The organism is Ferribacterium limneticum, from assembly GCF_020510565.1.
GTDB classification, from domain to species: Bacteria; Pseudomonadota; Gammaproteobacteria; order Burkholderiales; family Rhodocyclaceae; genus Azonexus; species Azonexus limneticus_B.
The window spans coordinates 754,162-775,767 of record NZ_CP075189.1; the positions used below are offsets into that span (position 1 = coordinate 754,162).

The 21,606-nt window shown below is 59.9% G+C and carries 18 protein-coding genes, 1 tRNA gene and 1 pseudogene; 14 read left to right on the plus strand and 6 right to left on the minus strand.

All coding sequences use genetic code 11. The features are described 5' to 3' along the window. Positions 1-115: 115 nt before the first annotated feature. The 11 genes and pseudogenes from KI610_RS03650 to KI610_RS03700 all read left to right on the plus strand — a co-directional run. Entirely contained in the window at positions 116-1,456 is a 1,341-nt protein-coding gene (locus KI610_RS03650; protein WP_226497334.1) for an MATE family efflux transporter, read from the plus strand. Positions 1,457-1,592: 136 nt separating this feature from the next. Then, positions 1,593-2,753, plus strand: coding sequence for an ADP-forming succinate--CoA ligase subunit beta (gene sucC / locus KI610_RS03655; RefSeq protein ID WP_226497335.1), 1,161 nt, complete (start codon positions 1,593-1,595; stop codon positions 2,751-2,753). 11 nt (positions 2,754-2,764) lie between these two features. Beyond that, positions 2,765-3,658 carry a succinate--CoA ligase subunit alpha gene (gene sucD / locus KI610_RS03660; RefSeq protein WP_226497336.1) on the plus strand — a complete coding sequence of 298 codons (894 nt, stop codon included), beginning with the start codon at positions 2,765-2,767 and terminating at the stop codon, positions 3,656-3,658. A 63-nt stretch (positions 3,659-3,721) separates the two neighbouring features. Continuing rightward, positions 3,722-4,423, plus strand: a complete 702-nt coding sequence (locus tag KI610_RS03665; protein ID WP_226497337.1) for a TerC family protein — start codon at positions 3,722-3,724, stop codon at positions 4,421-4,423. A 9-nt stretch (positions 4,424-4,432) separates the two neighbouring features. Continuing rightward, positions 4,433-5,389, plus strand: coding sequence for an ornithine cyclodeaminase family protein (locus KI610_RS03670; protein WP_226497338.1), 957 nt, complete (start codon positions 4,433-4,435; stop codon positions 5,387-5,389). A gap of 202 nt (positions 5,390-5,591) precedes the next feature. Then, complete coding sequence (locus KI610_RS03675; protein ID WP_226497339.1) at positions 5,592-6,413, plus strand: Stp1/IreP family PP2C-type Ser/Thr phosphatase; 822 nt, start codon at positions 5,592-5,594, stop codon at positions 6,411-6,413. Positions 6,414-6,428: 15 nt separating this feature from the next. Beyond that, a complete protein-coding gene (locus tag KI610_RS03680) occupies positions 6,429-7,133 on the plus strand; it encodes an FHA domain-containing protein (RefSeq protein ID WP_226497340.1) in 705 nt (234 codons plus the stop codon). Positions 7,134-7,248: 115 nt separating this feature from the next. Continuing rightward, positions 7,249-8,016: a 3',5'-cyclic-nucleotide phosphodiesterase gene (locus KI610_RS03685; protein WP_226497341.1), complete on the plus strand. Its 768-nt coding sequence runs from the start codon at positions 7,249-7,251 to the stop codon at positions 8,014-8,016. Between the two features lie 16 nt (positions 8,017-8,032). Next, positions 8,033-9,619 carry an HD family phosphohydrolase gene (locus KI610_RS03690; RefSeq protein ID WP_226497342.1) on the plus strand — a complete coding sequence of 529 codons (1,587 nt, stop codon included), beginning with the start codon at positions 8,033-8,035 and terminating at the stop codon, positions 9,617-9,619. 286 nt (positions 9,620-9,905) lie between these two features. After that, a complete protein-coding gene (locus KI610_RS20115; RefSeq protein ID WP_404827462.1) occupies positions 9,906-10,277 on the plus strand; it encodes a pilin in 372 nt (123 codons plus the stop codon). 297 nt (positions 10,278-10,574) lie between these two features. Beyond that, positions 10,575-10,671 (plus strand): annotated as a pseudogene (locus KI610_RS03700) (prepilin-type N-terminal cleavage/methylation domain-containing protein); the annotation flags it as partial. Between the two features lie 382 nt (positions 10,672-11,053). Here KI610_RS03700 and KI610_RS03705 read toward each other — a convergent pair. The 3 genes from KI610_RS03705 to KI610_RS03715 are packed head-to-tail and all read right to left on the minus strand — an operon-like array spanning position 11,054 to position 15,119. Continuing rightward, positions 11,054-12,517, minus strand: coding sequence for a CYTH and CHAD domain-containing protein (locus KI610_RS03705; protein WP_226497343.1), 1,464 nt, complete (start codon positions 12,515-12,517; stop codon positions 11,054-11,056). 3 nt (positions 12,518-12,520) lie between these two features. Then, positions 12,521-14,434, minus strand: coding sequence for a bifunctional diguanylate cyclase/phosphodiesterase (locus tag KI610_RS03710; RefSeq protein ID WP_226497344.1), 1,914 nt, complete (start codon positions 14,432-14,434; stop codon positions 12,521-12,523). A gap of 10 nt (positions 14,435-14,444) precedes the next feature. Further along, entirely contained in the window at positions 14,445-15,119 is a 675-nt protein-coding gene (locus KI610_RS03715) for a transglutaminase-like cysteine peptidase (RefSeq protein ID WP_226497345.1), read from the minus strand. A 106-nt stretch (positions 15,120-15,225) separates the two neighbouring features. Here KI610_RS03715 and KI610_RS03720 point away from each other — a divergent pair, with 106 nt between their 5' ends. Then, the gene (locus KI610_RS03720) at positions 15,226-17,091 is read left to right on the plus strand and encodes a TolC family outer membrane protein (protein ID WP_226497346.1); all 1,866 of its coding nucleotides are present in this window, start codon (positions 15,226-15,228) and stop codon (positions 17,089-17,091) included. A 69-nt stretch (positions 17,092-17,160) separates the two neighbouring features. Here the strand turns inward: KI610_RS03720 and KI610_RS03725 are convergent, their stop codons facing one another. Both KI610_RS03725 and murJ read right to left on the minus strand, forming a co-directional pair. Beyond that, positions 17,161-17,790, minus strand: a complete 630-nt coding sequence (locus KI610_RS03725) for a YbhB/YbcL family Raf kinase inhibitor-like protein (RefSeq protein WP_226497347.1) — start codon at positions 17,788-17,790, stop codon at positions 17,161-17,163. Positions 17,791-17,805: 15 nt separating this feature from the next. Then, the gene (gene murJ, locus KI610_RS03730) at positions 17,806-19,353 is read right to left on the minus strand and encodes a murein biosynthesis integral membrane protein MurJ (RefSeq protein WP_226497348.1); all 1,548 of its coding nucleotides are present in this window, start codon (positions 19,351-19,353) and stop codon (positions 17,806-17,808) included. Between the two features lie 191 nt (positions 19,354-19,544). Here murJ and KI610_RS03735 point away from each other — a divergent pair. Next, a tRNA-Thr gene (locus tag KI610_RS03735) sits at positions 19,545-19,620 on the plus strand. Positions 19,621-19,669: 49 nt separating this feature from the next. Here KI610_RS03735 and KI610_RS03740 read toward each other — a convergent pair. Further along, positions 19,670-20,641 (minus strand): GGDEF domain-containing response regulator, encoded by a 972-nt coding sequence (locus tag KI610_RS03740; RefSeq protein ID WP_226497349.1) that lies wholly within the window; start codon positions 20,639-20,641, stop codon positions 19,670-19,672. 165 nt (positions 20,642-20,806) lie between these two features. Between KI610_RS03740 and KI610_RS03745 the strand changes: the two genes are divergently transcribed. After that, a complete protein-coding gene (locus KI610_RS03745) occupies positions 20,807-21,574 on the plus strand; it encodes a 3-hydroxyacyl-CoA dehydrogenase (RefSeq protein ID WP_226497350.1) in 768 nt (255 codons plus the stop codon). The last annotated feature ends 32 nt before the right edge of the window (positions 21,575-21,606 follow it).

Below are 21,606 nucleotides of genomic sequence, written 5' to 3' on the forward strand. Positions count from 1 at the left end.
AACTACGCCCGTTTTTAATTTTGGCCCATTTTTCCGGTTGACCGTAGCAAGCCCGGTTGGCCGGGGAAACCGGCCGGCGGGGCCGACTGGCCGCGTTATGCGACAATCCTGCCCCATGTTTCGCGCCGCCGCGCGTGGCCTTATAGCCCACGCCCTCCCCATTCTGATCGCCCAGTTGTCCTCCATCGGCATGATGGTGGTCGATACCGCCGTGCTCGGCCATGTCAGCTCGCTCGATCTGGCCGCCGTGGCGATCGGTGGCGGCATCCACGTTTCGGTTGTCTTCGCGCTGGTTGGGATTCTGCAGGCGGTGTCGCCGGTCGTCGCCCACCTGCACGGCGCCGGGCGCGATGACGAAGTGGCTGGCGTTCTCCAGCAAGGCTTCTGGCTGGCCATGTTGCTTGCCGTGCCGGGCATCCTGTTCCTGACCCATCCCGGCGCCGTGCTCGGGATGGCCGACATGGATGCGGCGGTCGACGCCAAGGTTCGGGAATACCTGTCGCTGCTCGCCTGGAGCCTGCCGGCGGCCCTGTTCTACCGGACGTTCTGGGCTTTTTGCAATGCGCTGGGCAAGCCGCGCGTGCTCATGGGCATCGGGCTGTTCAGTCTGGCTCTGCACGCCCTGCTGGCTTGGGGCTTCGCCCTGCAAGGCTGGCTCGGCGCGCCACTCGGCGTCGCCGGGTGCGCGTTGTCCAATATCCTGATCGGCTGGCTGGCCTGCATCAGTGGTGCAGCCTATCTGGCTTTCGGGCCGCTCGGCCGGCGCTATCGGCCGTTTTCCAACTGGCAGTCGCCGAACTGGGCGGCTTGGCGTGAGTTGCTGCGTATCGGCGTCCCGATGGGCTTGTCCAATCTGGTCGAAATTACCTCGTTCACACTGATCGCGCTGTTTGTCGCTTCGCTCGGGGCGACCGTGGTGGCTGGCCATCGCATCGTCGCCAACCTGTCGGCCCTGATCTACATGATGCCGCTGTCGCTCGGCATCGCCACCATGGTCGCTGTGGGTCAGGCGGTGGGGGCGCACGACGCGGCGCGGGCGCGGGCGACGATCCGCGCCGGGCTGATCCTGGCCGGCGCCTCGTCTTCCGTCGTCGGTCTCCTGCTCTGGCTCAGCGCCGAACCGTTGGTTGCCGCTTATACCGACGACCCGGCGGTGCGTGCCGTGGCCCTGAGCCTGATCATCTATGTCGCCATCTATCAGTTTTTCGATGCGCTGCAGACCATTGCTGGCCACGTTTTGCGGGCCTATCGGGTGACTTTCGTGCCGATGCTCGTGCAGATTTTCTGCTTCTGGGGCATCGGTCTGCTCGGCGGCGCCTGGCTCTGTTATCGCTGGTCAACGCCACTTGGCGTGGCCGGTTTCTGGCTGGGCGCCGCGCTCAGTCTGCTACTCGCTGCAGCCATGCTGCTGCCCTTGTTGCGCAAGGTGATGCTGGCCTCTGAATCAACGCCGTAATTATGAATTTCGGCGTGTCGCGATTGTTTGCGTCTGTGGTAAGATTTTGAGTTCAAGCCGGTATAACCGGGTGGGGTCGGGGGAAGTTTCGGCCACTGCTCATTGCTCGCAACTCAACTAAACGCAAGGAAAGCGCATGAAAATTCACGAATATCAGGGCAAACAACTCCTGAAAAAATTCGGCGTTACGGTTCCGCGCGGGATTCACTGCACGACCGTCGATGACGCAGTCAAGGCAGCTGAAACCCTGGGCGGCAAGGTCTGGGTCGTCAAAGCCCAGATCCACGCTGGTGGCCGTGGCAAGGGTGGTGGCGTCAAGGTCGCAACTTCGCTGGAAAAAGTGCGCGAGTACGCCAACCAGATCCTCGGCATGCAGCTGGTCACGCACCAGACCGGTCCGGAAGGCCAGAAGGTTCGTCACCTGCTGATCGAAGAAGGCGCTGACATCCAGCACGAGTACTACGTTGCCGCGCTGACTGATCGCGCCACGCAGTCCGTCGCCATCATGGCCTCCTACGAAGGCGGCATGGACATCGAAGAAGTTGCCCACAAGACCCCGGAAAAGATCGTCAAGGTTTTCGTTAACCCGCTGGTCGGCCTGACCGATGAGCAGGGCATGTTCCTGGCCAAGGGCATGGGCATGCAGGAAGCCTCGATTCCGCAGTGTATCGACACGCTCAAGAAGCTCTACACCTGCTACATGGAAACGGATGCTTCGCTGGCCGAAATCAATCCGCTGATCCACGAAGGCGACGGCACCGTCAAGGCCATCGACGCCAAGTTCAACTTTGACTCCAATGCGCTGTATCGTCAGCAGGAAATCGTCGCCATGCGCGACCTGGACGAAGAAGATCCGGACGAAGTCGAAGCCTCCCAGTTCGATCTGGCCTACATCTCGCTCGACGGCAACATCGGCTGCCTGGTGAACGGTGCCGGTCTGGCCATGGCCACCATGGACACCATCAAGCTGTTCGGCGCCGAGCCGGCCAACTTCCTCGACGTCGGCGGCGGCGCCACGACCGAGAAGGTGACTGAAGCCTTCAAGATCATGCTCAAGAACCCGAAGGTCAAGGGCATCCTGGTTAACATCTTCGGCGGCATCATGAAGTGCGACACGATTGCCGAAGGCGTTGTTGCTGCAGCCAAGCTTACCCACCTGAGCGTGCCGCTCGTTGTGCGCATGAAGGGCACCAACGAAGATTTGGGCAAGAAGATCCTCAAGGATTCCGGTCTGCCCATCATCTCTGCCGATTCCATGGCCGAAGCCGCCACCAAGATCGTTGCTGCGGTCAAGTAAGGAGCTATTGAATGTCCATTTTCATCAATAAGAACACCCGCATCATCACCCAGGGCATCACCGGCAAGACCGGCCAGTTCCATACGGAAAAGTGCCAGGAATACGCCAACGGCAAGGAATGCTTCGTTGCTGGCGTGAACCCGAAGAAGGCTGGCGAAAGCATCTTCAATATTCCTATCTTCGGCTCCGTCAAGGAAGCTGCGGCCGAAACCGGTGCCACCGTTTCCGTCATCTACGTGCCGCCCCCGGGTGCTGCCGCTGCGATCTGGGAAGCCGTTGAGGCCGACCTCGATCTGGCCATCTGTATCACCGAAGGCATCCCTGTCCGCGACATGCTCATCCTGCGCAACAAGATGAAGGCCAAGGAAGCTGCCGGCGGCAAGAAGACCCTGCTGCTCGGCCCGAACTGCCCCGGTCTGATCACCCCGGACGAAGTGAAGATCGGCATCATGCCAGGTCACATCCACCGCAAGGGTCGCATCGGCGTCGTTTCCCGTTCCGGCACCCTGACCTACGAAGCCGTTGGTCAGCTGACCGAAATCGGTCTCGGCCAGTCGTCTGCCGTCGGTATCGGTGGTGACCCGATCAACGGTCTGAAGCACATCGACGTCATGAAGGCTTTCAACGACGATCCGGATACCGACGCCGTCATCATGATCGGCGAAATCGGCGGTCCTGACGAAGCCGAAGCCGCCATGTGGTGCAAGGAAAACATGAAGAAGCCGATCGTTGGCTTCATCGCTGGTGTTACCGCTCCGGCCGGCAAGCGCATGGGTCACGCTGGTGCGTTGATCTCCGGCGGTGCCGACACGGCTGATGCCAAGCTGGAAATCATGGAAGCCTGTGGCTTCACCGTGACGCGCAACCCGTCCGAAATGGCCAAGCTGCTCAAGGCCTTGCTGTAAAATTCGAGCCTAGCTCAACCAAAAAGGCGGGCCGCGTGTCCGCCTTTTTTTCGCCTGGTTTTTATGGAACTTGATTTAACTTCTGCCGTTTTCTGGGTCGCCGTCGGCCAGATCATCCTGATCGACATCGTGCTCTCTGGTGACAACGCCGTGGTCATTGCGCTGGCCTGCCGCAATCTTTCCCCCGAACAGCGCCGCACCGGCATTTTTTGGGGCGTGGCCGGCGCCGTCAGCCTGCGCGTTGTGCTCACGGTATTTGCCGCGCTGGTCATGAACCTGCCGTGGCTCAAGCTCGTCGGCGGCCTGCTGCTGGTGTGGATTGCCGTCAAGCTTATGCTGCCCGAGGATGAGGAGGGGCATGATATCGAGTCTTCGGCGAATCTTTGGGGGGCGGTGAAAACCATCGTTGTCGCCGATTTCGTCATGAGCCTGGACAACGTGATTGCCGTTGCCGGCGCCGCTCACGGCAGTCTGGCGCTGCTGCTCTTCGGGCTGGCGGTCAGCATCCCGCTGATTGTCTGGTCGAGCCAACTGATCCTGCACTGGATGGAGCGATTTCCGTCCATCGTCCTGCTTGGCGCTGCCTTGCTCGGCTACGTTGCCGGGCAAATGATTTTTTCCGATCCCGGCGTCACTGCCATCCTGCCGCAGTTGCCGGATTGGTCGGCCAAGGTAGCCGGAATCGTCGGCGCGTTACTGGTTGTTATCGTCGGCCGCTGGCTGGAAAAACGGATTCTCGCCCGCCAGGACGTCACTATCGTATAAGGGAAAATCGTGGCCTTGTTTCTTTCGGAAAATGACGTAAAAAACCTGTTGACCGTGGAAATGGCGCTTGAGGCAGTCGAGTCCGCACATCGCGACCTGGCCAGCGGTCAGGCCATCGATACCCCGCGGGCGCGCAGCCGCCTGCCGCAGACGGTGCTCCATATCTTGCAGGGGGCGCTCCCGGCGCAGGGCGTGATCGGCTACAAGGCGTATACCAGCAACAAGAGCGGCAACCGTTTTCTGGTCCATCTGTTTGATGCTGCGACCGGGCGGCTCAAGGCCGTTATCGAGGCCGACTATCTGGGCATGATCCGCACCGGTGCGGCGAGCGGTGTCGCGGCCCGCTGGCTGGCCCGGCCCGATGCCAGCGTGGCCGGTGTGTTCGGCGCTGGCTGGCAGGCCGAAGGCCATGTCCGGGCAATCTGCGCCGCCTTGCCGCTCGAACGTGTCAAGGTATTCAGCCGCAAGGCCGACAAGCTGCAGGACTTCTGTCGGCGCATGAGCGAAACGACAGGTGTTGCCGTCGAGCCAGCCGAAAGCGCCGAGGAAACGGTGCGCGGCAGCGATCTGATCGGGACGGTGACGACGGCGGCGCTGCCTTTGTTTGATGCCGCATGGTTGGAACCCGGGGCACACGTCAATGCCGCCGGATCCAATTCACTGATTCGCCAGGAGCTGTCCGAGGCGGCCGTCAGGCGCTGCGACCTCATCACTGTCGATGCTGTGCCGACGGCGCTGGCCGAGGCTGGTGATCTGTTGCCCTTGCTCGAGAAAGGCCGACTGCATGCCCGGCAATTAGTGGAGCTGGGCGAGGTGATTGTCGGGCGTCATGCCGGACGGACATCGGTGGAGCAGATCACGCTGTTCGAGTCGCAGGGGATGGCCATTCAGGATCTTGCTGTCGCGCTGCGGGTGCTGGCCGCCGCCGAGGCCAGCGGGCTGGGTCAGCCCATACCGATGGAATGAGGTTTGACCGAAACGTGGCGACAGGTAAGAATGGCAAGGTTTTATGTTCCCGAAACGATTGGGGGACAGCCATCGGCGGAGGAAAAATGTTCGGGGCTGCGGGGAGAAGGGCAGATCAACGTCGCGGGATACGAGTTGTCCCGTTGATGCCGCACGTCGAAAAGCCAGCCTTGGACACGTGTGCTTTGACCGGGTTGGCCCAATGAGACTGGCCGACGCCCTGGAAATGGTGACGCGCACCGATCCGGGCATGATCCGTTCGCACAATGAGGATGCCATCTATGCCGATGCCGGACTGGGCGTCGCCATCCTGGCCGATGGAATGGGCGGTTACAACGCCGGCGAGGTGGCGAGCGGACTGGCGACGACCCGTCTGGCCGAGGATGTGGCCGCCATCATCAATTCTCCCGCCGTTCTGACGAGGGGCCTGCACGATTCAGCAAGTGTCGAGGCGCATATCGTCAATGAGGTGAAGGCGGCCAATCTGGCCATCTTCAATGCGGCGCAAGGCTGTTCGCAATACACGGGGATGGGGACGACGCTCGTTATGGCGTGGTTTTACAACAACCGGATGAGTGTCGCGCATGTCGGCGACTCGCGCCTGTATCGCTTGCGCGGCGAATGTTTCGAGCAACTGACCCGCGATCATTCCCTCTTACAGGAACAGCTTGATAATGGCATGATTACTGCTGAACAGGCTCGGTATGCGGAAAACCGGAATCTGGTGACGCGAGCGCTCGGGGTGGATCCTGATGTCGAGGTCGAGGTTCATGATTTCGACGTTTTTCCGGGTGATATCGTGATGCTTTGCTCGGACGGTCTGAACGATATGATCGAAGATGACGAGATTGCGGTAACCCTGCTCACCCTGCGCGGAAATTTGGCGTTGGCGGCAGATCATCTGGTGCACATGTCCAACGCCCATGGCGGACGAGACAATGTGTCGGTCATACTGGTCAAGGTGGTGGGCGATTTTGCTTCGCCCAAGGGTTGGTGGCAGCGGCTGCTGGCCCGTTTGCAGTGATATGAGGAAGGCAAGATGGCAAAACTGATCCTTTCTATGGATGGCTTGGTGCTCAAGGAGATTCAGCTCAACCAGGAGCGCCTGACCATTGGCCGCAAGCCACAGAACGACATCCAGATCGACAATCTGGCGATCTCCGGCGAGCACGCCGTGGTTGTCACCATTCTTGCTGATTCCTTCCTCGAGGACCTCAATAGCACCAACGGCACGCTGGTCAATGGTCAACCGATCAAGAAGCATTTCCTGCGCAACAACGACATCATCGAGCTGGGCAAGTACAAGCTCAAGTACATGGCCGACCTGCAGGCGGGGGCGGCGGCCAGTGATTTTGAAAAGAACGCGGCGATCCGTTCGGGTTCGCTCAAGCTGCCTTCCGAGCTGCAACTGGCACCGACGGAAAACATGAGCCGATCCAGCATCGGCATGGCCTCCCAGCCCAAGGCGCCGGTGCCCGGCATGGCGGCGGCCATCCAACTCTTGAATGGTCCGAATGCCGGCAAGGAACTGGATCTGACCAAGACGCTGACGACGCTGGGCAAGCCCGGCTTGCAGGTGGCGGTGATTGCCAAGCGGCCGCATGGTTATTTCATTACGCATGTCGAAGGGCGGCAGTTCCCCGTCGTCAATGGCAAGGCGCTCGATGCGCAGGCTGTTCCGCTGGGCGACCATGATGTGATTGAGATCGCCGGCATCAAGATGGAGTTTTTCCTCAAGCACTGAGCGCGTGTTTTTTGGCCGGGGACTGGGCCGGTTTGGGGGTGGAGCGTTACAATCCGCGTCGGCCAGTACCCGGGGAATCCGCAGACGGCCCAACTTTTCGGCAGGCCCAACAAGCATGAAGCTTCGCGTACTTGGTTGCAGTGGCGGCATCGGTGGCAGGCACCAACGAACCACCTCTTTTCTCGTTGACCACGACATCCTGATCGATGCCGGTACCGGCATCACCGACTTGTCGATAGCCGAACTGGCCGCGATCGACCACGTTTTCCTGACCCATGCACACCTTGATCACATCGCTGCGTTGCCGATGATGATCGATACCGTGGCCGATCGCCGCGACAGGCCGCTGACCGTTTACGGCACGCCGGCGGTGCTCGATAGCCTGCGCCAGCATATTTTCAACTGGGCGATCTGGCCTGATTTTTCGACCGTACCATCGACTGAGCGGCCCTTCATGCGCTATCGCAGCATCGAGTTGGCCGAAACGGTCACCTTTGCAGGACGCCACGTTTCGGCTTTGCCGGCTGATCACACCGTTCCCGCCGTCGGCTATCGACTCGATTCCGGTGCCGCCAGCCTGGTTTTTTCCGGCGATACCGGCCCGTGCGATGCTTTCTGGCAAGCCGTGAATGCGATCCCGAATCTGCGTCACCTGATTGTCGAATGCGCTTTCCCCAACCATGAGGCGCGCTTGGCCGAACTGTCCAGGCACTACTGGCCAGAGATGCTGGCGGCAGAACTGAAAAAAATGACGCATCCGTGCCAGATCCACATCACGCATCTGAAGCCCGGGCAGGTCGAGGCCACCATGGAAGAAATCAACCGCTGTCTTCAGGCTTTCTCGCCCGGCATGCTGCAGAACAACCAGATTCTAGAGCTCTGACCGGGCACTATCCTTCATGGAAACTTCCGACGATCTGTTTCGCCGTTTGGAACAACTCAACGACATCGGTGCCTCCTTGTCCAGCGAGCGCAACATCAAGCTGCTGCTCGAAAAGATTGTTCTCGCCGCCAAGCAGATTACCCGGGCCGATGGCGGCACGCTTTATCTGCTCTCGGACGACCGGCGCCATCTGCATTTCGAAATTGTCCGCACCGACTCCCTGCATCTGGCCTTCGGCGGTTCCAGCGATCAGCCAACCTCGGGCAAGTTCCCGGACCTGCCGCTTTATCGCGATGACGGTTCGCCCAACGACTGCATGGTCGCCGCCTATGCCGCCATAACCGGCAAGACGGTCAATATCGCCGACGCCTATAGCGCCGAGGGATTTGATTTTTCCGGTACGCGCCAGTTCGACGCGCGCACCGGCTATCGCTCGCAATCCTTCCTGACCGTGCCGATGAAGGACCACGAGGGCGAAATCATCGGCGTGCTGCAACTGATCAACTCACTCAGTCCAACGGATGGGGCGGTCAGCGAATTCTCCCAGGCCGACCAGCGCCTAGCCGAATCGCTTGCCTCGCAGGCCGCCATCGCCCTGAGCAACCGGCAACTCGTCCAGCAACTCGAAGCGCTTTTTGAGTCCTTCGTCAAACTCATCAACCTGGCCATCGACGAAAAGTCGCCCTACACCGGCGGCCACTGCCAGCGAGTGCCGGAGCTGACCATGATGCTCGCCGAAGCCGCCGACGCCACCCGCGAAGGTCCGCTCGCTGATTTCAAGCTGACCGACAAGGACCGCTACGAACTGCGCATCGCCGCGCTGCTGCACGATTGCGGCAAGGTCACGACGCCGGTGCACATCGTCGATAAAGCCACCAAGCTGCAAACCATTTACGACCGCATTCATCTCATCGACACGCGTTTTGAGGTCGTCAAGCGCGATGCCGAAATTCGTAAATGGAAAGGCATCGCCGAAGGGGTTCCGCCGGCCGAAGCAGAGCGAATCTTTTTTCATTTTTGCCAAAAAATTCCGGTTGACCGTGGGATTCTGCATCGCGCCAATATCGGCTGCGAAAAAATGTCCGATGACGACATCGGGCAGGTCCGGCGAATCGCTGCCGAGTATCGCTGGCGCAACGCCGACGGAGAGGAAGTGCCATTCCTCAGCGACGACGAACTCGAAAACCTGACCATCCGCTCCGGCACTCTGACCCGAGCCGAGCGCGACATCATCAACCACCACATCGTCGCCACCATCAAGATGCTCGAACAGCTACCGTGGCCGCGACACCTCAAAAACGTCCCCGAATACGCCGGCGGCCATCACGAACGGATGGACGGCAAAGGCTACCCCAAAGGCCTCAAGCGCGAAAACATGAGCTGGCAGGCCAGGATCATGGGCATCGCCGATATCTTCGAAGCGCTCACCGCCAAGGACCGGCCGTACAAGGACGGCATGAGGCTCTCTGAAGCACTAGTCATCCTCGAACGATTCAGCCAGAACGGCCATATCGACCCGGCTCTGCATGAAGTTTTCATCAGCAGCCAGGTTTACCGCCGATACGCCAGCGCTTTCCTGAAAACTCATCAGGTTGACTGCTGAATCATCGTCGGGTTATCTGGCTGGTGTTGTATTTGCCATATTTCACAGCCCTTATGCCCATGCCTGCCGCATTGCGTCCGCTCAGGGTGACGCAAATTGTCATGTCTTTTTGGGTGCTTGGGCACTACGTTTATTTGCAGTTACCGTATGAATACGGCCAAGCCTATGAGTGACAAAGGATTTGCGAAAGTCAGGGGGCATTTATGCTGCGTTTCCAAAACCTGGCACGGAAACTGTTATAGGTAAATCAGCGGCTTTCCCGCCTTGTCACTAAAAGGAGATTCAAATGAAGAACGTTCAAAAAGGTTTTACCCTGATCGAACTGATGATCGTTGTCGCCATCATTGGTATTCTGGCTGCCATTGCACTGCCGCAATATCGTGATTACACCCAGCGCTCCGCCAACGGTGCATGCGAGGCCGAGGCGAAGTCTTATATGAGTTCGGCGGTTGCTCTTTTGGCTAACAATGAGAATGCACCGGCTTTCGCTAACTCCGCCTGCCTTGCACTTGCCGCCGCCCCGACTATTCAGAACTATGCAGACAATGCCCCTATCACCTTCACGCCGCAAACGCGTGGCAACGCCGCTATTATCAGAACTACTACCTGTAACTCTGGTTCAAGTACTTGCGTCTTGAATGCTGTCGCCGCTCCCTGATGCTGAGTAGCATAGATAAATAGGGGTTAGCCCTTATTTAGAAAAAGCCGGGGTAGATGCTCCGGCTTTTTTTAGGCGTCGATTTGGTTTTTCTGCCGTCAATGGAATATTTTCGTGTTTGATCTGACCATCGCTGCAAGCCAAATGGTTAAGTTCTGCTTTCTGCTAGTCCGTGCTGTTAGCACCCGATGCGGCGTTCATGATTCCAGGCCTGACTCTCGAACGCCTACTCAGCGCTGTTTGAAACAAGTGCAGCAGTATTCGGAATTCGAGATATGTCCTTGGGGGGGCATCCACATGAAAACGATGCAGAAAGGTTTTACTCTGATCGAACTGATGATTGTGGTTGCGATCATTGGAATTCTGGCAGCCATCGCAATCCCCCAATACCGAACTTACATCGAAAGATCAGCGGATGCCGCCTGCTTGGATGAGGCAACGGCCGTGGCCCGCAGTGCTGCTGTTGCCGGGGCGGCGAACGACACTACCTTGTTGTTTCCCGTTGTCTTGCAATCATGCAACTCAACCGGCGCGTCGCCGACAACTATTGCCGAAGCACAAAACGCCGATGCAACATTCAGTTCCAGTAGAGGCGTAAGGACTGTTCACTGTAATTTCTCTATTGGTACCTGTAACCTGCAGTAAAGGGCTGGCAGGTTTGGGTGACGGTAAGGGGCACATGGCGCCAAGTTTTGAACCTTAAGAAGGTTGTTACTACGGTCAACCGGGAAAAACGGTAAAAATTAAAATCTTTCCGGCTTTGTTTTGCCCGGGGCTTACGGCGTTCTTTGAGCTAGCCATGTCTGCAGCACTTCAGGCAATTCACTGACCAGCAGGGCGTGTCGACCGGAAATCCAGCCGTGGATCGGGCCAATCGGGCGCCCCTTGAGGGCTTCGGCTATCAGCGCCTCTGCGGTGACGTGGTCGTTGATCAGGCCAAGTTCGTCCTGCAGTTGCGATAGCGCAGCCAGATAGGGCTTGAGCTTGCGTGGCGGGAGGAGAGGGGCAAAGAACTCCAGCGTGTAGCGCAGCTTCTTGAAGGCGATGCGCATTTTGTGGCGTTCCTCCGGGCTGAGTTCGGCGTGCCGACTGGCCATGCGGCGGGCTTTTCGGGCGTGGCTGCGGATTTGCTGTTGGGCGAAATCCTTGATCGGCAGCGGTAGCGTATCGCCCAGCGTGTATACGGCGGCGGTGAATTCGAGCAGCAGGCGCGGATATTCCTTAACTGCGAGCAGGCCGATGACGGATTTTCGGGCGCTGCTGGCGCGGCGTTGCGCTGCTTTGCGCAGGCGCTTGATGTCGCGATTTTCCGGAAAGGCTTCAGCGATGGGCGGAAGGGTTTCTTCGAGGAAGACGTCCCAATTGCGCGTATCGCCCAGGGCTCCAGCCAGCGTTTGCCAGGTTTGGCCATAGGCAGCGACAAATTCAGGTGGCAGCACCGGGGCGAAGAGCTTGATCGCCGAACGCAGGCGGCGTAGCGCGACGCGGGCCTGGTGGATGAATTCAGCTTCGTCACCCAATAGCAGTCCTTTTTCGTTGCGCTGGAAATGTTCCAGGCAGCCCAGCGCGATGCTGCGAAAGGCCTCGATGGGTGCCTGCTGCTCGTTGATTGGCACCGGTTTGCTTTTGAATGGGCGGAGCGGCTCATTGAGAAACAAGGCGTAGCCACGTTCAGCTTTGCTGGCGATGGCGGGGAAGAGATCGAAGTCTTTTTGAAGCTGGCGGGTCAGGTTGAAGATGTCATCGACCTGGCCCGAAAGCAGTTCGAGTTCGATTTCGCAGATCGGCGTCCGCTGACCACGGCTCTCTATCTGGCCGCGGTCGATGGCCAGCTCAATCAGCGATTCGCCGAATGGCACGCTCCAGACCTGACGGCGAAAATCGGTGGTGAAAATGGGCTCGAACTGATTGACGCGCTGCTCGAGAAAGACACGGAAATCGTTGGCATCCACGTGGCTGAAATCGAAGATGCCCGGTGTGGCCGGCGCTTCCCATTCGCTGCGCATGGCCAGTCCGCCGCTGGCCGGCTCAGCCGATTTGACGGTGCACAGCCATTGCCAGCCCTTTTTACGCAACCGTAGGGCAACGCGCCGGGCATGAAGCTCCCGTGTCGGCGTGTCGAAATAGGTGTTCAGCAAATGCAGTTTCTGCGACTCGATGTTGGCGAGCAACGGATGATCGGCCAGTTTGCGCGCTGCCTTCGGGCTGAGTTGAAGCTTGAGTTCGATTTCGGTGCTCATCGTTCAATTCCTCGGGACGGCGGGGCCGGTAGCGCCGTCGAAGCCCAGTTCGGGCAGGATGGCCAGTTCCTCGGCGGTCTGGACGCCTTCGGCAATCACGGTCAAACCAATGTTATGCGCGATGCTGCACAGGCCCTTGATGAAGGCCTGGTTACCTGCCTGGGTATCGATGGCGCGGATGAAGCTGCCATCGACCTTCAGATAATCGAGGCCGATGCCGTGCAGGCGGCCTATTTCGCTGAATTGACGGCCGAAGTGTTCGATACCGAGGCGGCAGCCGAGAGGGCGCAGCGCGTCACAGAACGCATGGAATTCATCAAAATGCTGGAAGGCGCCGATTTCCGACACTTCCAGCCAGAGACGCGGGGCCAGATCCTTGCGGGCAGCGATTTGGGCGAACAGTCGGGCGCGGAACGAGGCATCCAGAATGGACTCCCCGGAGAGGTTGACCGCAACGGCCGGTGCGCCAGCGGCTATGCGCTCCAGCGCCAGGCGGGCAGCAGCCAGATCGAGCTCGGTAGTCATCGATAGCCGCGAGGCCATCGGCATGAAGCTGCCGGCGGTCAGCCATTCGCCGTCCTCAGTGGTTTGCAGGCGAAGCGGGCATTCGAAGTGGAGCAATTGCCCGGCGTTGCCGGCTACCGGGAAATCGATCAGGCGCAGGCGCTGGGTCTGGATGGCGCCTTCGAGTAGTTTCTTCCAGTCAGCGTTGGAAGTTGCATGTTGATCGCAATCTCTCTCGGCACGGCACCAGGCCAGCCCGCTCTGGCCCTCGGCCGATGCCAGCGCGGTGTCGACGCGCGACAACAGGCTGCCTATCGTCTGGCCGTGCAGATAGACGCCGCTGGCAATGTGGCCGATGCGTTCGCCGTCGATCAGTCCGGCAGCAGTCAGGTCGTTTAGTGCGTGAAGCAGTATCTCGGCATACGGCGCGGGATCCTGGACGCCCGGCAGGAGCAGCGCAAAATCGGCACCATTTAGGCGGGCGGCGGCGGCATTGGGCTTTTCCGCAGCCAGTCCGTTCAGGGTGCTGCCGAGTCGACTCAGCAGTTCATCGGCCATTTCCCGACCGGACCGCTTGTTGATGCCGGCCAGATCGGCCAGACGCAGCAAGACCAGCGAACCGGAGGCAGCTGCGTCGTCGTCACTGAGGGCGGCAGCCAACTGGTTCATGAAAAAGGCCCGGTTGGCCAAGCCGGTCAGGCTATCGAGGTTCGCTTCGCGGCGTACCTGCTCGAGGCGGGCCGCCTCTTCGGCAAACATCGCCTTGAGGCGGTCGACCATGGCATTCATCGCACTGGCCAGACTTTTTAGCTCGGGTGTCGAAGGTTCGCTGATGGTTGTGAAGCGCCTTTCGCTGATGGCTTGCGCCTGCCCGACCACGGCGTCGAGTGGCCGCCGTATGCTGCGCAGGAAGTGCATGCCGAGGAGGCCCATCAGGCCGCCGCCGATGGCGAACCAGCAGAGCAATTTGAGGGCACCACTCCATAGTTCGGTGTAGGCAAAATGGCTGTGGCTGACCAGTTCTATCGTGCCAAACTGGTTCCAGCCGGACGAAACTTGGGCTTGACCAGGCTGCGAGTCAATCGGGAAAACACGGATGAACCAGTCGGGCACTCTTCCGGCATCCTGCGGGCTGGTTTTTTCAATCATGCTCTTGCCGTTCGGGTCGATCAGGCGGACAACGGCATACTGGCCACTGTCGAAAACGGCTGCGACCTGTAGTTCGACCGTGACCGGATCCTTATCGAGTTGCGACATGGCCAGCGCCAGGGTGGCGGCGTTGTCATTGTTCTTGATGGCCAACTGGCGCTCCAGATAATGGCGAGCCGTCAGCGTGCTGACGATGAAGCTGCCGGCAAACGCGATAACGGCGCTGGCGATCACCGCGAGCCAGAGTTGTCGGAATAAGGACATGTCGATTACCTCACTGGAAGCCTTCAGCGCGCGCCCGGGCCAGCAAATCCTGCCAGCGTGAAAGATTGCTCTTGCTGGCATTGTTGCCGGTGCCCTGCCACAGCCCCGCGCTGTTGAAACTGAAAATGGGTGAAAGATCGCTGCGTCGCGAGGCGGGCAGGATCTGGGGATTCAGGTTGTCGAGGACGAGCGGATCCGCCGTCGGTGTGGCGTAATAGGCCAGCACCATGTGCGCTTGGAGGAAGGTTCCCGCCGGCCCCGTCTGTGCTGCCTTGACGTAGACCAGACGAAGTTTGTTGATCGGTATGCCGAGATCGATCAACGAGTAATACTTGGCGATGGAGAAATCCTCACAATCACCGCGCCCCTGGCCAATTGTTTCGGTCGGCGTTGCCCAGTAGTCGTTCTGGCCCCACACCGACATGTCGTCGTCGAAAGTAATTCGCCGATTGATGAAGTCATTGACGCGCCGCAGGTTGTCCATTTCCGGCGCCTTGCGCTCTTCGCCGAGCATGCGCTGCCAATCGATCAACAACGGTACCCGGTCGGCGCCAAAACGGCTGAGCAACACCTGTTGCAGCCGGTCAAAGTCCACGCCCAGTGCCAAGGGCAGCCCGCTCAAAGAGAGCATGCCTATGGCGACGACTGTGGCCAGCCAGCGGAGTAGCGCAGTTTTGTTACGCAATGGACGCGTCAAGTCGTTGAATTATCAGGTTGGAAACGTCGGTTATTTCACATTCGCCCAATGGCTAATCTCTATAATCCGGCCAAAACCTTGCTGATTATCCTCCATGAAAATGAAAAAACTCCTTTCCTTGCTGGTAACCGTCGCATTTCCTGTCCTGGCAAATGCGGCAGAGTCGATCCCGAGCGCCATTGCAGCCCCCGCCACCCTAAAACAAGTAGCCCAACGCGCCGTCCTCAACAGCCCGGAAGTTACCGCCAAGTGGCACGCCTACCGCGCCGCTGACGAAGAAATCGGCGTCGCCCGCGGTGGCTACTTCCCGCGTGTCGACCTCACCGCCGGCTCCGGCCGCGAAAGCCTGCGCCAACCCACCGCCGCCGACCGCGACTACACCCGCAGCGGCGTCATGCTCAGCCTCAACCAAATGCTCTTCGACGGCTTCGCCACGCGCAACGAAGTCCGCCGCCTCGACAAAGCCCGCATCGTCCGCTACTACGAACTCCTCGACGCCTCCGAAACCACCGCCCTCGAAGCCGGCCGCGCCTACCTCGACGTCCTGCGCTACCGCCACCTCGTCGACCTCGCCAAAGACAACTACATCCAGCACAAAGCCACCTACGACCAGATCGAACGACGCACCCAAAGCGGCGTCGGCCGTCGTGTCGACTTCGAACAAGCCGGCAGCCGCCTCGCCCTCGCTGAAATCAACCTGATCACCGAAAGCGCCAACCTCCACGACGTCAGCGCCCGCTACCAGCGCCTCGTCGGCCAGCACCCCGCCGACGCCATCGCTCCCCCGGCCGAACTCAACACCGCCATCCCGGCCCAGGCCAAAGTTGCCCTCGACACCCTGCACCGCAAAAACCCCGCGCTCTTAGCCGCCACCGAAAACATCGAAGCCAGCCAATACGAAATCAACAACCGGCGCGCCGCCTACTCCCCGAAGCTCGACTTCCGCGCCCGCACCGACAACACCCGCAACTACCTCGGTGACACCGGTGACCGCCACCACAACGTCGCCGAACTCGTCGTTAGCTGGAACCTCTTCAACGGCGGCTCCGATCGTGCCCGCGAAAAGCAGACCATCGAAAAGAAAAACCTCGCCTTCGACCTCCGCGAAAAAGCCTGCCGCGACACCCGGCAAACGCTCCTCATCGCCTATAACGACGTCCAGCGCCTCAAGGAACAAACCACCTTCAACGCCCGCCAGGTCACCCTCCTGGAAAAGACCCGTGACGCCTACCGTGACCAGTTCAACGTCGGCCAACGCACCCTGCTCGACCTCCTCGACACCGAAAACGAACTCCTTGCCGCCCGCCGCGCCAATATCAACGCCGACACCGACCTGAGCCTCGCCTACCTGCGCACCTACGCCGGCATGGGCACGCTGCTCGAACAGCTCGGCCTGCAACGCCTCGACGCCGCCACCCCGGACAACAGCGAACTCGCCGACGTTGACCCCAGCCAACTCTGCCCGAATGACCCCGTCGCCCTCGGCCTGCCTGACCGTAACGAACTCAACGCCAAAGCCGCCGCCCTCAACGCCAGCCGTGCTCCGCTCATGGCAGCGGCTCCCGCTATCGCCAGCCCCGAAGCCGGCATCCAGAGCCAGGTCAAATCCTGGGCTGCCGCCTGGTCGGCCAGAGACTACGCCGCCTACAGCGCCTTCTACGCCCCGACCTTCACCCCGGACGGTGGTCTGACCCGCGAAGACTGGGCGCAACTGCGCCGCGGTCGCATCGCCCCGCGCGACAGCATCAATGTCGATATCCAGGACATGAAAGTCAGGATGGACGGTAACGACCGCGCCTTCGCCGAATTCCGCCAGGTCTATCAGTCGAAGGGCTACAACGACACGACGCAGAAGACGCTCGAGATGATCAAGGTCAATGGCAAGTGGCTGATCAATCGGGAGACCTCGGTGCCGTGTAACGGCAACACGGTTGGCGGTTGCAAGGGGCTGGCCAAGTAAGGCGCCCGCCGGCTAGAAAAGACAAAGGCCATGCGATTGCATGGCCTTTGGCGTTAACGGATACGAAAATCAGGCTTGCAGGCTGGCGTTCAGCGTATACGTGCCGGTCAGGCTGGCTTCGGCCAGAATGTGGCCCTGTATGGCGGCGCGGACTTCCGGTCCGCCGAACTTGCCTTCGAGCGGCAGCTTTTCAATATCCAGTGCATACACCGTGAAGATGTAGTGATGGATGATTTCGTCGTTCCACGGCGGGCAGGGGCCGTCGTAGCCGTAGTAGTCGCCGCTCATGTCGTGGTCGCCGGCGAACCAGTCGGTGTAGTTATTGATGCCCTGGCGGCCGCCTTGTGTTGTCTGTGGCCCCGGCTTGCCGCGCGGGGTGACGGTGTTGCTGAACTCGCCCGCCTTGATCTCGCCAGTCGTGGCTGGCAGGTCGACCAGAACCCAGTGGAAGAAATCGACCCGGGGCAGGGCCGCGGGAACGGTTCGGCCTTCCTGATTGACGTCGTCGCCCTTGCTTGGGACGTCCGGGTCGTGGCAGATAATGACAAAGGATTTTGTGCCGGCAGGGACGTCACTCCATGCCAGATTGGGGTTCTCGTTCTTGCCAAGGCAGACGTGACGAGCCGGATCAGGGGTGCAAAAGGCGAACTCCCCCGGGACTTTTTGCCCATCCGCAAAGCTGGTGCTGGTCAGTTTCATCGTAACCTCTTCTGATTAGGCCGCCTGGCGTTTGAAATCCCGCGGACGGAAGCCAAGAATCCATAGTGTGGCGAAATAGGTGGTGGCGCCGAGGGGAACCAGCCAAGACAAATGGATTGTCCGGTCGACGAAGCTGCTTTGCAACCAGCTTTTTTCCTGGCCCATACCAAACCACAGGGCCGCGCCCATGACGATCAGGGCGAGCAGCAGCTTGCCGCTGAAAATCAGCCATCCGGCCTGCGGCTGGTAGATTTCCAGCCGACGCAGGCCGCGATAGAGCATCAGGGCGTTGAGGCAGGCGGCGAGGCCGATCGACAGGGCCAGTCCGGCATGTTCGAGCCAGCCGACGAAGGCGAGGTTCATGAACTGCGTGGCAGCCAGTGAAATGAGGGCGATACGCACCGGCGTCTTGATGTTCTGGCGGGCATAAAAGCCGGGGGCCAGCACCTTGACGAGAATCATGCCGGTCAGGCCGACGGTGTAGGCGACCAGCGCTTCCCTGGTGCGGAAGACGTCGTCGGCTGAAAAAGCGCCGTGATAGAACAGGGCCGAGATCAGCGGCACGGCCAGGATGGCCAGGGCTAGGGCGGCCGGGGCGGCGAGCAGCAGGGTCAGGCGCAGGCCCCAGTCGAGCAGCCGCGAATATTCGACAGGGTTGTTGCTCGCGTGATAGCGCGATAGCGAGGGCAGAAGGATGGTCCCCAGCGCCGCGCCGAGGAGGCCGGAAGGGAATTCCATGAGACGGTCGGCGTAATAAAGCCAGGAAACGCTGCCGGATTTGAGGAACGAAGCAAAAATGGTGTTGATGAGCAGGCTGATCTGCGACACCGAGACGCCAATCATCGCCGGTGCCATGAGCATCGTAATCCGGCGCACCCCGGGGTCGGCCCAGGCTGCGCGCCAGTTCAGCGAGGGGCGCGGCAGCATGGCGATTTTCTTCAGGGCGGGAATCTGGATGGCCAGTTGCAGCAGGCCGCCGAGAAATACCGCCCAACCCAGAACCAGCACCGGCGGATCGAAATAGGGGGCGGCAAAAAGGGCCATGCCGATGAAGGTAAGGTTAAGCAGCACAGGCGTGAAAGCCGGCAGGGCGAAACGGCTCCAGCTGTTGAGAATGCCGCCAGACAGTGCGACCAGCGACATGAAGAAAATGTACGGAAAGGTGATGCGGGTCAGCGTCACCGTCAGTTCGAACTTGTCCGTGTCTTCGGCAAAGCCGGGAGCTGAAATCCAGACCAGCACGGGGGCCAGAGCCACCCCCAGCGCGGTGACGGCAAACAGCGCTATCGAAAGCAGGCTGGCGACATGGTCGACCAGCGTGCGCGTATCTTCCTCGCTGCCCTTGTTCTTGTATTCGCCAAGGATAGGGACGAAGGCTTGGGAAAATGCGCCTTCGGCAAACATCCGGCGTAGCAGATTGGGTAGCTTGAAGGCAACAAAGAAAGCATCGGTGGCCAACCCGGCGCCGAAGGTACGGGCGATGACAAAGTCACGGGCGAAGCCGAGTATTCGGGAGAGAAGGGTCATGCCACTGACCGTGGCCAGGGCGCGGAGTAGATTCATTCGATATGGGCGTTGCCGGAAAACCCGTGATTCTACGCTGTGCTTCTACAACGGCCGCAAAAGGCATTTGAAATGAATATCCGAGCCTTCGGGATGGTGACGGTGGTCGTGATCGCGTCGCAGGATGGCGATTCGGAACACTCCTTGTTGCCCGTACAGATCAGCTGCTGTAGAATTCGCGACCTTGGTTTGCCGCTTTAGCTCAGTTGGTAGAGCAGTTCATTCGTAATGAAAAGGTCGCCAGTTCGATTCCGGCAAGCGGCACCATCTTGATTCAGCCCACCTCGTGTGGGCTTTTTCATTTTCGGCGAGGCGATTACTCGAGATTGAGTATGACCCGATTACGGCCGGCGCTTTTGGCGGCGTAAAGGCTGGCATCCGCCGTTTTGACCAGTTGCTGTGGTGCTTTTTCTGTGCTCGGTAGCGTGCTGGCAACACCGAAACTGCAGGAAACCCGGCCGTCAATGCCGCGTTCATGCGGGATGTGCAGGTCGCGGGCCGATTGGCGCATGCGTTCGGCGACGGCGTAGGCGCCATTGGCATCGGTGCCGGGCAGGATGGCGACGAACTCCTCGCCGCCGTAACGGGCGACAGTGTCTTCGACGCGAAAGAGCGATTCGCTGAGCGAACTGGCTACTGCCTTCAGGCAGAAATCGCCGGCCTGATGGCCATAGATATCGTTGAACTGCTTGAAGAAATCGACGTCGCTGAGGACGATGCTGAGCGGCGTGTCGTTGCGGATGCAACGCTTCCATTCGACGGCCAGGGTGTCATCGAAGTGGCGGCGATTCGGGATGCCGGTGAGGCTGTCGAGAATGGCGATTTCCTTGAGTTGGCGATGGACTTCGCAAATTTCCTGTTGCCGGGTCGAAATGCGCAGCATGGCGCGCACCTTGGCCAATAGCACGACTTCCGAGACGGGCTTGCTCAGGAAGTCGTCACCGCCGGCCAGGATTCCCTGAGCGAGGGTGTCTTCATCGGTGACCGAGGAGAGAAAGACGATCGGCGTCCATGGCGAAATCCCGGTTTCAATTCTGGATAGCTCCCAGGCGCGGATTTTTCGCGTCAATTCGATGCCGTTGGTGTCCTGCTGGGTGGTGTCGAGCAGAACCAGGCTGGGCCAGGTTTCGCGGAACATCTGCAGCGCCTGGTCACCATCTCCGGTGGCCATGGTCCGGACTTCCGGCAACTGGCGAAGGCACTCGCAGATCAAAGCTCTATTGCTCGCCGACGGGTCGATGACGAGAACGGTTGGCCCGGGTCTGTCGGATGTGGCCTGCGCGGACATGGTCGGATAGCGCCTTGATTGGTCGGGATATTTATCGATCATAGCATCACGGCAAGGCGGGGGCGCACGGTGAGGCCATTTTCGATCGCGACTTCGAGGAGTAATATGTGCTTTCTTTCCATACGGTACCGTCTGGAAAAAGATAATTATTCAGGAGAGAGTGGCATGCAAATCAAGGACAAGGTTTTTCTGGTAACCGGCGCGGGTTCTGGTCTGGGCGCAGCGACGGCGAGTGCTTTGGCGGAAGCAGGGGCGAAGGTGGTGCTGGTCGACCTGAATCGTCAGGCTGGCGAAAAGATGGCGGCAGACTTGGGCGCGAATACCTGTTTTGTCGAAACCGATGTGGCGAATGAGGTTTCTGCGGTCAACGCGATAAATACGGCAATTTCGAAATTTGGCGCGCTGCATGGCCTGGTGAACTGCGCCGGCGTGGCTCCTGCCGAGAAGGTGCTTGGCAAGGAGGGGCCACATCGGCTGGAGAGCTTCGCCAAGGTGATTAATATCAATCTGGTCGGTACTTTCAACATGATCCGCCTGGCGGCTGATGCCATGATGAAGCATGAGCCGGATGTCGGTGGCGAGCGTGGCGTGATTATTAATACCGCGTCGGTTGCCGCTTACGAAGGCCAGCTCGGTCAGGCCGCCTACGCTGCTTCGAAGGGCGGCATCGTCGCGCTGACCTTGCCGGTTGCCCGCGAACTGGCGCGTAGTGGCATCCGCTGCATGACGATCGCACCGGGCATCATGGAGACGCCGATGCTGCTCGGCATGCCGCCCGAGGTGCAGGACTCGCTGAACAAAATGGTGCCGTTCCCGACACGTATGGGCAAGCCGGCCGAGTACGCCGCACTGGTCAGGCATATCGCGGAGAATGCCTACCTCAATGGCGAAGTCATCCGGCTGGATGGCGCCATCCGGATGGGCGTCAAATAAACTATACTTCGGCTCCGTCCTTGACCCAAAAG

Bases quoted from the DNA above. Each gene is read 5' to 3' on its own strand.
- KI610_RS03650 (WP_226497334.1), top strand. From the start codon at position 116: ATGTTTCGCGCCGCCGCGCGTGGCCTTATAGCCCACGCCCTCCCCATT.
- sucC (WP_226497335.1), top strand. From the start codon at position 1,593: ATGAAAATTCACGAATATCAGGGCAAACAACTCCTGAAAAAATTCGGC.
- sucD (WP_226497336.1), top strand. From the start codon at position 2,765: ATGTCCATTTTCATCAATAAGAACACCCGCATCATCACCCAGGGCATC.
- KI610_RS03665 (WP_226497337.1), top strand. From the start codon at position 3,722: ATGGAACTTGATTTAACTTCTGCCGTTTTCTGGGTCGCCGTCGGCCAG.
- KI610_RS03675 (WP_226497339.1), top strand. From the start codon at position 5,592: ATGAGACTGGCCGACGCCCTGGAAATGGTGACGCGCACCGATCCGGGC.
- KI610_RS03680 (WP_226497340.1), top strand. From the start codon at position 6,429: ATGGCAAAACTGATCCTTTCTATGGATGGCTTGGTGCTCAAGGAGATT.
- KI610_RS03685 (WP_226497341.1), top strand. From the start codon at position 7,249: ATGAAGCTTCGCGTACTTGGTTGCAGTGGCGGCATCGGTGGCAGGCAC.
- KI610_RS03690 (WP_226497342.1), top strand. From the start codon at position 8,033: ATGGAAACTTCCGACGATCTGTTTCGCCGTTTGGAACAACTCAACGAC.
- KI610_RS20115 (WP_404827462.1), top strand. From the start codon at position 9,906: ATGAAGAACGTTCAAAAAGGTTTTACCCTGATCGAACTGATGATCGTT.
- KI610_RS03705 (WP_226497343.1), bottom strand. From the start codon at position 12,517: ATGAGCACCGAAATCGAACTCAAGCTTCAACTCAGCCCGAAGGCAGCG.
- KI610_RS03710 (WP_226497344.1), bottom strand. From the start codon at position 14,434: ATGTCCTTATTCCGACAACTCTGGCTCGCGGTGATCGCCAGCGCCGTT.
- KI610_RS03720 (WP_226497346.1), top strand. From the start codon at position 15,226: ATGAAAATGAAAAAACTCCTTTCCTTGCTGGTAACCGTCGCATTTCCT.
- KI610_RS03725 (WP_226497347.1), bottom strand. From the start codon at position 17,790: ATGAAACTGACCAGCACCAGCTTTGCGGATGGGCAAAAAGTCCCGGGG.
- murJ (WP_226497348.1), bottom strand. From the start codon at position 19,353: ATGAATCTACTCCGCGCCCTGGCCACGGTCAGTGGCATGACCCTTCTC.
- KI610_RS03740 (WP_226497349.1), bottom strand. From the start codon at position 20,641: ATGTCCGCGCAGGCCACATCCGACAGACCCGGGCCAACCGTTCTCGTC.
- KI610_RS03745 (WP_226497350.1), top strand. From the start codon at position 20,807: ATGCAAATCAAGGACAAGGTTTTTCTGGTAACCGGCGCGGGTTCTGGT.